The organism is Microcoleus sp. Pol1C5 (genome assembly GCF_036701115.1).
Lineage (GTDB): Bacteria > Cyanobacteriota > Cyanobacteriia > Cyanobacteriales > Microcoleaceae > Microcoleus.
Genome location: NZ_JAUBQE010000003.1, coordinates 15,784 through 28,126, shown reverse-complemented (window position 1 = coordinate 28,126; position 12,343 = coordinate 15,784). Strand labels below are relative to the sequence as shown.

At 45.9% G+C, this 12,343-nt stretch carries 10 protein-coding genes; 6 read left to right on the top strand and 4 right to left on the bottom strand.

The features are described 5' to 3' along the window. Positions 1-193 precede the first annotated feature (193 nt). On the bottom strand, positions 194-400 hold the full coding sequence (locus tag QUA23_RS02300) for a DUF433 domain-containing protein (protein WP_333072971.1): 207 nt from the start codon (positions 398-400) through the stop codon (positions 194-196). A gap of 79 nt (positions 401-479) precedes the next feature. On the opposite strand from QUA23_RS02300, the gene QUA23_RS02295 reads away from it, so the two are divergent. The 4 genes from QUA23_RS02295 (at position 480) to QUA23_RS02280 (ending at position 4,748) form a co-directional block, all read left to right on the top strand. Beyond that, a complete protein-coding gene (locus tag QUA23_RS02295; RefSeq protein WP_333072970.1) occupies positions 480-1,169 on the top strand; it encodes a polysaccharide deacetylase family protein in 690 nt (229 codons plus the stop codon). Positions 1,170-1,173: 4 nt separating this feature from the next. Beyond that, a complete protein-coding gene (locus tag QUA23_RS02290) occupies positions 1,174-2,160 on the top strand; it encodes a DUF6263 family protein (RefSeq protein ID WP_333072969.1) in 987 nt (328 codons plus the stop codon). A 162-nt stretch (positions 2,161-2,322) separates the two neighbouring features. Continuing rightward, entirely contained in the window at positions 2,323-3,804 is a 1,482-nt protein-coding gene (locus QUA23_RS02285; RefSeq protein ID WP_333072968.1) for an S-layer homology domain-containing protein, read from the top strand. 269 nt (positions 3,805-4,073) lie between these two features. Continuing rightward, positions 4,074-4,748, top strand: coding sequence for an acetoacetate decarboxylase family protein (locus QUA23_RS02280; protein WP_333072967.1), 675 nt, complete (start codon positions 4,074-4,076; stop codon positions 4,746-4,748). 225 nt (positions 4,749-4,973) lie between these two features. Here QUA23_RS02280 and QUA23_RS02275 read toward each other — a convergent pair whose 3' ends face one another. Continuing rightward, a complete protein-coding gene (locus QUA23_RS02275; protein ID WP_333072966.1) occupies positions 4,974-5,450 on the bottom strand; it encodes an orange carotenoid protein N-terminal domain-containing protein in 477 nt (158 codons plus the stop codon). Positions 5,451-5,738: 288 nt separating this feature from the next. Here QUA23_RS02275 and QUA23_RS02270 point away from each other — a divergent pair, with 288 nt between their 5' ends. After that, a complete protein-coding gene (locus QUA23_RS02270; protein ID WP_333072965.1) occupies positions 5,739-6,323 on the top strand; it encodes a Uma2 family endonuclease in 585 nt (194 codons plus the stop codon). Positions 6,324-6,409: 86 nt separating this feature from the next. On the opposite strand, the gene QUA23_RS02265 is transcribed toward QUA23_RS02270, so the two are convergent. Together QUA23_RS02265 and QUA23_RS02260 are read right to left on the bottom strand one after the other, a co-directional pair. Further along, a complete protein-coding gene (locus tag QUA23_RS02265) occupies positions 6,410-9,577 on the bottom strand; it encodes an MFS transporter (protein WP_333072964.1) in 3,168 nt (1,055 codons plus the stop codon). 515 nt (positions 9,578-10,092) lie between these two features. Beyond that, positions 10,093-10,398, bottom strand: a complete 306-nt coding sequence (locus QUA23_RS02260; protein ID WP_333072963.1) for a hypothetical protein — start codon at positions 10,396-10,398, stop codon at positions 10,093-10,095. Positions 10,399-10,483: 85 nt separating this feature from the next. Between QUA23_RS02260 and proS the strand changes: the two genes are divergently transcribed. Beyond that, entirely contained in the window at positions 10,484-12,289 is a 1,806-nt protein-coding gene (gene proS / locus QUA23_RS02255; protein ID WP_333072962.1) for a proline--tRNA ligase, read from the top strand. Positions 12,290-12,343 lie beyond the last annotated feature (54 nt).

The window sequence follows — 12,343 nt, the reverse complement described above, 5'->3', positions numbered from 1 at the left end:
AAAAGAGTTAAGGGATTTTTCAAGGAGGGATTACTCATCTATTACAGATAGTTATTTAGCTCTCATATAACCTTACAAATATTCTCATTATATTTTATTGTAACGGTTTAACTTTTATTGTTTGTTCAGATTGATCGGACTCACAATCAGCCTTTTCTGCTGCTATATCCGCGTCAAATTTGTCTTGATTCGCCTAAGAGTAGGCTAGTAAACCATAAATTTGTATTGGCGATAAAGTCAAGTGCGGTTTTTCATCCATGATTTGTTCTGGAGTGAGCGCAGCATTAAAATCAATAGCAATATTTTTTACGGTAATTCGGGTTTTGGCGAGGCGCTGGTGGCTGCCGCAAGTTCCCGGCCTGCTGACAATTAGCGTTCCAATATCAACGGTAGTTGTCATATTTACCTAGATTGAGTTAACTTTATTCTATTGTAACGCAGCTTCATTTCTACCCGATCGCATTTATCAAGGTTAATCAATGCCATTAGCACCCCTGTTTCCTGTCGTTCATCCCATTCTCAAATCGGCTTTTCCCAGATGTCTGTGGACGGGAGATATCAACAGCCGAGAAATTGCCCTCACATTTGACGACGGGCCGCACCGTCAGCACACACCTCAACTGTTAAAAATTTTAGATAAATACGACATCAAAGCTAGTTTTTTCTGGCTAGGCTTTTGCGTGGACAGGCATCCAGAAACGGCTAAAGAAGTGTGCGAGCGCGGACACTGGATCGGCCTCCACGGCTATCAGCATATATCGTTTGCCAAACTCAAAACTCATGAACTAAAACAAAGTTTAGAAGACACGCAAAAAGCAATTGCCAAAGCTTGCGATTTAGACCCAGAATTGATCCGGGATGTGCGGCCGCCCAACGGCATTTTTACGCCACGAACATTAGAGTTATTGCAACAGTGGGAATATCGCCCCGTAATGTGGAGTGTCGTCCCGGAAGATTGGGTGCGGCCGGGGGTTAGGAAAGTTATTAGTCGCGTAGTGCAGCAAACTGAAAACGGATCAATTATTGTACTGCACGACGGCTATTGCGGTGGCGAAGATGTTGCAGCTTCGGCTGAAAAAATAATTCCCTTGCTTTTGTATAAAGGTTACAAATTCGTGACTGTCGATCGACTGTGGCAACAAGAAAACATTCAAATAACAGGAAATTAAGTTAATGAAAAAAACACTGTTTATTACATCTCTTTGTTTGGCGAGTGCCGGATGGGCGATCGAGCTTTCTCCTGCTTCCCTAAGCGCGGAAACTCCACTTGTAGTGCAGCAGCCAGCCCCTGGCGTATCCGCGCCTGCCCCCAACTCGAAAACCCCGCAAGTGGAACTGCTAAATCCGGGAGTGGAACCACGACAGGAACTGCGTTTAAAACCAGCTATCGATGTCAAAGAAACAACTGTTATGACCGTAAAAACAGATATGGAAATATCCGCATCCGGTCGGTCTTCGCCTGGGGCTAAAATTCCAGTATCGGTGATGACTTTCGAGACAAAAGTCACTAAAATTGATCCCAACGGCGATATTCACTACGAGTTTGCTTATACTAACTCAGATATCGTCGGCGATACTGGAAATATGCCACCAGCCGTCCGAGATGCCATGCGTTCCGCACTCAAAAGCATGGTGGGAGTGAAAGGCTCTTTCATCATGGACAATCGCGGTTTTCATAAAGGAGGTGACATTATTTTGCCCGAAGGAGCTGACAACAACCTCAAACAAATGGTTGGACAAATGTCTAAATCTCTAGAACAACTAGCCTCGCCGCTGCCTGCCGAAGCAGTCGGAAAAGGAGCCAAATGGCGCGTTTCTTCTTCCTCTGATTTCAGTGGCATGAATGTGAATGACATTGCTACCTATGAATTGGATAGCTGGCAAGAGGGAGTTGTCTCTATGAATGTAAGTATAGAGCAGCAAGCAAACCCCCAAAATATTACCTCTCCCCTACTGCCTGCTGGAACTACCTTAACCCTAAAATCTTTTAGTTCTCAGGGTCGGGGAAAAGTTACAGGGCGCTTGGATAGATTAATTCCTTTTCGCTCTACTGTGTCTATTAGTTCAAATAGCGAAATGAGTGCTAAAAATGCGGGCAGCTCAGAAGAATCTACAATCACAACAAAAATGGCGATGGAGATGACTTTAGAGTCGAAGTAAGCTTTATTATACCAACTCTAAAAAGTAAAGACACGGCAGTGCCGTGTCCTTAGTCGCCGGTAATTTTATAATAAAGGGTATTAAATCGGGTTAATATACCTGATATTATATAAAGTTTCCGAAAATTTCGATCGCCAATTTGTAAGTAGAGGAGTCTGTTCTATGATTCGATCGCACAGATGGCAAGCTATCATCGCTTTAGTGGTAGCCCTGGGGATAATCATCGGGAATTTAATGTTTCCGGGTCTGAATGTAGCGCCGGCATTTGCTCAAGCCAAATTTAAGGATGTTAACGACCATTGGGCGCAAGCTTGCATAGAGGAGTTAGCGCAGAAAAAAATCATCAGTGGCTACTACGAAGACGGCACTTTTCGCCCGAATCGCCCCGTCAGCCGCGCTGAGTTTGCGGCGATGGTTCGCATGGCTTTTCCCGATGCCAAAACCGTCCGCGCTCCGATCGACTTTGCAGATATTCCTACAAATTACTGGGGTTTTAAAGCAATTCGAGAAGCTTATCAGACGGGTTTTATGTCTGGATACAGTGGCAGTATCTTTAACCCCACTTTGAATATTACCCGCTGGCAGGCTTTGGTAGCTTTAACCAGCGGCTTGAAATATACACCTACGGGGTCGGCGGCTGAGATTTTGGATGCGACGTTTGAAGATGCGCGGGATATTCCCGAACTGGCCAGAAGTGCGATCGCCGCCGCCACAGAAAAACAACTTGTGGTGAATTATCCGGCTGTTAAACAGCTAGAACCTACTCGCAATGCTACTCGCGCCGAAGTCGCAACTTTTTTCTGTCAGGCGATCGCCAAACCCGGTCAAACTGCCTTAGTTCCTGCCCAATATATCGCCCAAGTTCCGCCGAATATCGGCCCGCCGAGAACAACAGAAATCTCGGAAGCGGGGAAAGTTCGGGCGGAAGTTTCTTTCGTAAAAGAAGCAGAAAATGCTAAAAATCTACGCATCAGAATTATCCGCGACGGTAAAACTTTATTAGAAGAACCCGTGCTGATTCCGACTCGCTCTCTAGTAGATAATCCCGACAAAAGAGCCAGCGAAGAAATATCAGAAGGACGTTTTTTATCGCTGCGAATCCGTGATTTGGACGGGGACAAGGAACCGGAAGTGCTCGCAGATTTAGTATCAATCAAAAGCGGCGTCCGCTGCTGCAATTATTCGTTTATTTACCGCTACGAATCGGGGGCTAACAAATACAGTCACATCAAGCATTTCTGGGGCAATGTGAGTTACGAAATAGTCGATTTTGGCAAAAATGATATCCTAGAGTTTAAGAGTCAGGACGGCCGATTTTCCGAGGCTTTTACAAATTACGCTGATTCTCGCTTTCCGCTGCAAATTTGGCAATACCGCCAAGGTAAAATGCAAGATGTTAGCAAACAGTATCCGGTGGAAGTATACACAAATTCTGCTGAGCTTTGGCTGGAATCTAACAAGCGTCTGAGTGAAAATGGGGAGGTGAAAGGGGTTTTGGCGGCCTTCATGGCGAACAAGTATGTCATGGGCCAGGAAGCGGAAGGTTGGCAGTTGTTGGAGAGAGTTTATCAAGGGCGCGATCGCACTCAATTCTTTAGGAAGTTGCGGGAGTTTTTGGTGAGCACGGGTTATGCGAGTAAGTAGATTTGGAGGTTTTTAACCGCAGATAAACGCTGATAATATCTGTAGGGGCGGGTTTTACGAATAATATCTAATTCCTACTAACAATATTACTAAACCCGCCCCCATACAACCGAGAACCCACGTCAATTATTCATCAAATTTATCGTCACCTATTAATTTGTTTAAATAAAGTAAATTACTAACAACTTGTGAAGAAACACCAAAAATTGTTGCTTTTTGAAGTGGCAAGCTAAAATAAATATAAAATCTCATACATTTCATGACTGAAAATGGTATATCCACCTGCACCTTGGAATCTGCAAGGTTATGCTGTTCAGACTTTACAATTGGTAGATGTGGCACGAGTGCGCCCCTTGGTTCCCTCTGAGTTAGAAATTGTCTCTTTATGGCCAGGAAAAACCCTAGGTGGCATTTATATATCCTCCTACGGGTTGGGTTCGGTGATGGAGTACAATGAGTTAATTGTAGTTAGCGCGATCGCCAATTATACAGGAAAATGGGGTGCTTGGATTTCCCATATTTATGTAGACAATCCTAACTCGGTAGCCGGCGGGCGCGAAATTTGGGGACTTCCTAAAGAATTAGCTCAATTTACCTGGGAAGGCAGCGAGTCGGTAAAGGCAGCACCGCTAGGCTACCGAGTCACAGTTAGCCAAGAAAACCGTCAACTGTGCAGCCTCAATTACAGCAAGCAAACTTTAGCCTTACCGCTGCCTTTTAGCGGAAATGTTTTCAGCGCTGACCGCAGAAACTTGCTGTTGTTTAAAGGAGGATTACAGTCTCGCATCGGTTTGATTAAAGGCGAATTAGAAGTGGCAGAAGAAAGTCCTTTTGCCAGTTTAAACTTAGGCCAGCCCTTGCTAACTTTTGGCTCCGAAGATATGCGTTTAACAGTCGCTGCGCCGGAAGTTGTGGCGAACAAATCCCTTGAATTCAATTATTAGCTGTAAAGTGCGGGTATTCGCCGTAAACCTAAAAAAACCGAACAGCCAGAAACCCGGTTTCTTGAAGAAGCCGGGTTTCTGGCGCGGGGTATTAGTTTGATCTACTTACTAATCTTTTTGAGGACTTACGCATCAAAAGGCTAAAAACCGGGTTTCTTCTTAGATGCCTCGTTGGGGCACCCCATATTCCCCTACAAACCGGGTTTTTTTTCGTAAGCCCTATTTTTAAATGCCAGCCCCCGGAGCGGCTTCAGCACCCATGTCTAAAATTGTACCGCGAAGGAAATCAATTTGCTGCTGGAAATCCATGCCCTCAATCTTTCCTAATAAAGCTTTTCCTGCGTCGGGAAGTTGATAGTCTGGAGGCACAGGAATAATAGTTCCTTCGTCCATTCCTACCGCGAGGAAATACCAAAAAGCCAGCTTGGTTTCAGGACTCATCGAGCCGTACATCCGGCTGATTTCAGTATTGGCTTTTGAGGCAATGTCGCGCATTACTTGTAGTTGTTCTTCGTGGGGCAGAGGCTTGACTTGATCGAACAAACCCTGAGCGATGTCGGAACCGGAAGCACCGGGAGCCGCTGGCGTTATTGACTTGCCCATTTGGGTGTAAACAAACCACAGCAAACCTAATTGGTCGTCTACACTCAACTGCTTAATATCTGCTTTTCCTTGGTCGTAAGCACTGGTAGTAAAGGTCATTCAAGCCTCCAAAATAATATGTATTGCTCAGTTTTCTTATTTGTGAGAAAACTTTTGTTTGCTACTTAAGTTAAAGTACCTAATAAATAGTGATGCTAGAATCTTGCTTAAGACAGAGATGATCCCGGACATAAGTTCGGGGAGTAAATTTACCAAAATTGGGAAAAATTGCAACCAAAGGATGAGGGAAATTTGCCAAGATTGTTGTTAGCGGAGCTCATGATTAGCATGGTTTAGCCGATCGACGATCGCCTATAATCGCAACAGACCTGTATTGAGGTGGCTGTTATGTCCGCAACTGCAAAACGCTTCACCACAGCGGAATATCACCGCTTGACAGAACTGGGATTTTTTGCTGAGGACGATCGAGTTGAGTTAATCAAGGGACAACTTGTGAAAATGGCAGCTAAAGGTACCGCTCACGAAACCTGTCGGAGAAGATTATTGCGGGAATTAAGCGCCATAGTAGCAGAGCGGGCAACTTTACAGTGTCAATCTCCCATCGTTTTACCGCCAAACAGCGAACCTGAACCTGATTTTTCGCTCGTACAAAATCGCCCTGACGACTATCTCTCCTCTCACCCCTGTCCAGGGGATATACTGTTGCTGATTGAGATTGCAGATTCTTCTTTGAGTTACGACAAACAGGTTAAGCTCCCCCTTTATGCTGAAGCCGGAATCTCTAACTATTGGATATTTAATTTATCACAAACTTGCTTGGAATGTTACAGCGATCCGTATCAGAATGCCCCTGGTCAATTTGGTTATCGCAGGACGCTGATTTTTCTGCCCAACGATTCTGTTAATCTGCCTTATTTTCACGACTTGGCGCTCGATTTATCGAGAGTGTTTCCGCCAACTATAGAATCCTAAAGGACTCTGATATTATTCCAAAGAAAATAGGCTGGCACACAGCCAGCCTAGAATCAGGAGAATTTTATTTCAAACTCGTTGAAAATCTAGCTAAACAACCCAGAAATACCACCGACTGCTATTGCTCCAGCCAAAGCAGAAACAACTACAGAAGTTAGAGCCGTACCGAACAGCCACCAAGCAGCAGTTGCTGCGGCTTCGCGCGCATCTTCTGCTTGCTGCTTAGCCTTATTTTTGAGCTGTTTGATGCGTTTTTTGGCTTCAGATTGCAGGCGTTCCGATCGCAATAAAACGCTGTCCCGGGCTCCTTCCATTTGGTCAACAATTCGGTGCGCGTCAGTCTCGGAAATATCGGAACGAGAACTCAGCAGGGCAACTAAAGTACCGCGATCGAACTCACCTAAACGCTCTTTAATCGCGTCAAATCCGGCCTGCGGGTCGTCAAACACTTTGCGTAAGTCCCGCTTGATGCCTTCGTAGTTGAGTTCGGGTCGATCGAGCGAATTGAGGTAATCGCGGATTTTTCCGAAAATACCGTCCATTGCCGACTGAAACTTGTCCTGAACCATTTGAACTTGTTCGACAATTTGGTTGCGGACAGATTCAATTTGGTCGGCAATTCTGTTAGCTTCCTCTTCCGAGATGTCTTCCCGCTGCGACAGCAATGCTACCAGAGTCGATCGATCGAAGTGCTTCAGGCGATCGCCCAAACTTTGCATCCCCATTCCCGGCTCGCTAAACAGCAACTGCAAATCGCGTTTGATGCTTTCAGGATTGAGTTCTTCCTTGTCCGTATTCCGCAAGTAATTTTCCAAACTGCCTTGGAAATCCCGGACTGTTTTTTGAGCGCGAGAGGCCAAGCGGCGCGGCGATTTCACGATGCTGCGAATCGAATCTTGCACGCGATCGATCGTCCGATTGATCTGTTCTTCGCTCAAATCTTCCCGCTGCGACAGCAGCTTGACTAAAGTTTCGCGATCGACCTGAGAAAGTCTTTCCCGAAGTGCCAAAGCACCCTCTTTCGGATTTTCAAACAATTTAGTCAAATCCCGACTGATGCCTTCTGGATCGAGTTCTTCCAGGTTTGTATTCCGCAGGTACTCGCCAATTTTTGCAGTAACTTCCTCGTACTGTTGCTTAGCTCTATCTGCCACTATTTGCGGCGCGTGGATAATGTTGTCGCGCACAGATTCGATCCGGTCGATCGCCTGATTGATCTGTTCTTCGCTGAGGTCTTGGCGCTGTGACAGCAACTGCACCAGCGTATCGCGGTCGAATTGAGACAAGCGTTCTCTCAGCGCTTTAAATCCCGCTTCCGGGTCGTTTAACAGCGTTTGAAACTCGCGTTCGATCGCTTCTGGATTGAGTTCTTCCTTATTAGTATTGCGGAGATAGTCTTCTACCTTTTGCCGCAATTCTTGGGCTTTCGATTGCGCTTGCTCTTGCAATTCTTGAGCTCTAGAAATCACGCGATCGCGCGAACTCTCCAGTCGGCCGATTAACTGATCGGCTTCCTCTGGACTAAAATCTTCCCGCTGACCCAGCAACTGCACCAAAGTATCGCGGTTAAACTGCGACAGGCGATCGCGCAAAGCCTCAAAACCAGCATCCCGGTCTTCCAAAAGCGCTTGGAAATCCCGTTCGATACCTTCAGGATTCAGCTCATCTTTGCCAGTCGATCGCAAATAATTTTCAATCCGGCTGCGTAAATCTTGAGACTGTTCTTCACCAGCAGCATCTCGCACGATTTCCAACACTTCTTGGCGGACACCTTCAAGCTGTTCGGCAATTTCCGTCACCTGTTCAGGAGCAAACCCCTCGCGGCGGCCCAGAATCCCTACAAAATAATCGGGATTAAACTGCTCTAACTGGCGCAAAACGGCTCCCGGAGAAGCTTCCGGGTCGTAAATCACATCCCTAAATTCCTGCTTGATTGTCTCCCGGTTGAGATGCCAAGGTTGGGTATTCAGCAAGTAGTTTTCCACATCAGCCTTACCTGTATTGAAAGGCAGCGCAGGCACTTTGTCGCCCACCTTAGAAGCCAAAGATTTAGCTTGTTCCGTCCCTTTGGCTGTCAGTTGCTGCAACTGACCAGAGATTTTTTCAACATCCAAATCAGACAAATCCGTCCGCGACAAAACAGTGCCCACAAGAGCTTCGACACCCAACTGCATCGCTCGCTTCATGCCGCTGCTGGATTCCGATTTGTTTTCCCGACTTTCCAGAATTTGAGACAGCTTGGCGTTGAGTTCGTCAGACTTCAGCAAATCGGGAGCCGCAAACTTGAGAAAATCAACCAACTCTAAATTCGGGTCTTTCTGCTCTTGCTGCTTGCCAAAAGTTTGCTTCCAAACGCCTTCGAGTTGGTCAGCAACTTGAGTTATTTCCTCTTGAGAAAAGTCTGTGCGACTCTTAACTAAATCCACAAAAGTCTGGCGGTTAACATTCTTCAGAACGTCGCTTCCCGCAAGAGATTTGATATCTGCATCGCCCAGCAACTTTTCAAATTGACCGCGAATTTCCTTAACATCTAATTTCGGTAACTGCAAAGAACCCACATAATCTTGCAGTGTTTCGCGAATGCTATCCGGGTCTACCGCCGAACTCAATTCACGGCGGACAGCAGCCACAGAGGCCTCTACAGTGTTGACCATTTGGTCGCTAGCCATCTTGCCGCCGATCGCTGCACCGGCAGTACCCATGAGGCCTTGAACGCCTGAAAAAGCAGTTTTTATCAAGGAACCGATCATAGAACCGACGGCGCTAGAACCGAGCCACACCAGGGTTAAAAAGTACGCAGCCCAGATTACCACACCAATAATTGCCGCTCCGTCTACTGAGGCAATTGAAGTTAGTTTGACGGCCAGAAAACAAGCCAAAAATAAAGCCAGGTTAACGGTGACTAAAATCCAACCCCCGACTAAACCTTCGATTTTGCGAACTTTACGGCCTATACTTTCGGACTCATCATCATCGTCATCGTCGGGTAAAGCCTCGTCCCAATTTGATATTTTGGCGGCGATCGAGAAATTTGTTAACAGGAATTGGAAGCCGAAAGCCATGATGACTCCGGCAATTAATGCCACGAAAAACTGAGGGCTTAACAACATCAGCCCTCCGATATCTGGGTGGTCAAATGGCACATCTATTTCTACTGGCATTTGTACAGGCATTTGTACAGGCATTTCTACTGGCATTTGGCCCCTATCGAGTTTTGGAGTGTACAGCGACATTAATAACTCGCTTTGAAACATAATTTACCTCCTTAATTTTTATGCCTAACTCGGCATAGCGAAAAATGCCCCCAACTTTTTTCTAGGGGTGTTTGTAATCTTTAGATGAGGTTCTGTTTGGGTTCGGCTTTATCTTACGGAAGCCCTTCTTAGTGACATTGGGATGAGTGGTAACTCAGTTCTATAGTGATCTCATCCTTACTGCTTATTATGGCTCTGGAAGCTAAAAAATAAATCCGTCTAAAGTCAGAAATTACTTTTTAAGGGATTGGTAGCAGCAGAGATCGCATAAAAGTGGCAAGTTTGAGGCGGGGGCAATCCCCACCAATTATCAATAGTAGTAAAGTGCGATGTAATGCACTCTACATATCGTATAGTACGCTACCTGGTTGAGGATTTCGTTTGATTTTTAGGCTCAAAGCTATCTAGTAATTCCGAGGGAGGGATCTGCATAAGCAGTCGGTTGCGATCGAGGGTTTCTATATCTAATTGCCGGCAATTCAACAAACATGATATCGGGTGCGTCGCAGCCTAGGCTACGAATTTTTGCCGCAGCATTTACCCTCACAGTTGGGAATGCTGCGAATACAGCCGTACTCCTCAAAACGTTGACTGTGTTTGCGAACAGTAGGATAGGCCAGTAAATTGAAAGGAATTCCGGTTAGTTTGTAAAGCAATCGACCAGCAGCATGAACAATATCCCAAATTTCGCTTAAATTAGGTTCTCGAACAAATTCTCCTATTTCATCTTTTAAAGCAAGCCACTGAGATTGCACAGTAGGAGAGTGACAATTATCAAATACTGCCATACCTTTTTCGTAGTTTTGCCAAATTTTATTCATATATTTAATCAAATTCGCCTCACGTCTGATAATATCAGAAGTTAATCTGAGATTACAATCATTCGGTATTTTAAGGAAATCAGCTATGCGACTCTCTCAAATGCTTTTTGTCACCCTGCGCGAAGACCCCGCAGAAGCAGAAATTCCCAGCCACAAACTATTACTCCGTGCCGGATATATCCGGCGCATCGGTAGCGGCCTTTACGCTTATCTCCCTTTGATGTGGCGAGTTCTCAAAAAAGTCTCTCAAATTGTGCGCGAAGAAATGGACGCTACCGGCGCTCAAGAATGTCTCCTCCCGCAATTGCAACCGGCAGATTTGTGGCGAGAATCCGGCCGCTGGGATACCTATACTCAAGCGGAAGGTATTATGTTTTCCATGACAGACAGGCAGCAGCGAGAATTGGGACTGGGCCCAACGCACGAAGAAGTGATTACTACAATTGCTAAAGATATGATTCGTTCCTATCGGCAATTGCCCGTACATCTCTATCAAATTCAAACTAAGTTTCGCGATGAAATTCGCCCGCGTTTTGGGTTGATGCGCGGTCGCGAATTTATTATGAAAGATGGCTATTCTTTCCACACTAACGAAGAAAGCCTGAAAAAAACTTATCAGGATATGGCTCAAGCTTATAGCAATATGCTGCGCCGATCGGGCTTGCAATTCCGAGCAGTCGATGCTGATTCTGGAGCAATTGGCGGCTCTGGTTCTCAAGAGTTTATGGTGTTGGCAGAAGCGGGAGAAGATGAAGTTCTCTATACTGAAGACGGTCAGTATGCAGCTAATGTGGAAAAGGCTGTCTCGATGCCTGCTGATGCCGAAGCGTCGCCCTTTGCCACTTTTGAAAAGCGGGAAACGCCGGGAACTGAAACAATTGATAAACTTTGCAAGTTTTTGAAATGTTCTCCGACGCAAATTGTCAAAAATGTGCTTTACCAAGCTATTTACGACAATGGTATCACAGTCTTGGTATTGGTAAGCATTCGCGGCGACCAAGATGTTAATCAGGTAAAGTTGCTGAATGAATTGACGAAGTTAGCGGGCAATTATCAAGCTAAAACAGTTTTATTTTTGACTGTTCCCGATGCAGAAGCTCAGCGGAAATGGGCTGCTAAATCTTTACCTCTCGGTTATATTGCTCCCGATCTTGCTGATGATTATATCGCTGGAAGCAAGCAGGTAAACTCTAAATTTTTGCGTTTAGTCGATCGCACAGCAGTTGACCTGACAAACTTTGTCACCGGTTCAAACGAATCAGGATACCACGTTGTCGGGGCCAATTGGAACAAAGAATTTCCGCTACCAGCAACGGTTGTGGGTGTCAGGACTGCCAAAAAAGGCGATCGGGCAGTGCACAACCCCGAACAAACCTTGCAAAGCGCCAGAGGCATCGAAGTCGGCCACATCTTCCAATTAGGCACAAAATACTCCCAAGCAATGGGCGCTACCTACACCAGCGAACAAGGCGAAGAAATGCCCTTTATGATGGGCTGCTACGGCGTCGGCGTGTCGCGGCTAGCTCAATCGGCCGTAGAACAATCCTACGACAAAGACGGGATAATTTGGCCAGTGGCGATCGCCCCGTATCACGCCATCATTAGCATCCCCAATATTTCCGACGCCCAACAAGTAGAAGTCGCCGAAAAACTCTACGCAGAACTAAACCAATCTGGCATTGAAACCCTACTCGACGATCGCGATGAACGGGCCGGAGTTAAATTCAAAGATGCCGATTTAATCGGCATTCCCTATCGGATTGTTCCGGGTCGTTCGCTGAAAGCAGGCAAAGTTGAAGTCGTAGAAAGAGCAACTCACAAATCACATGAAATTCTCATTGATGAAGTAAATCCTACCTTGAAACAGTGGATTGAAGCCGCCATCAACTAAGCCTTTATAATTGGTAAGGTGCGGAGTGCATCGCCCTACATTAACGCGCAACGT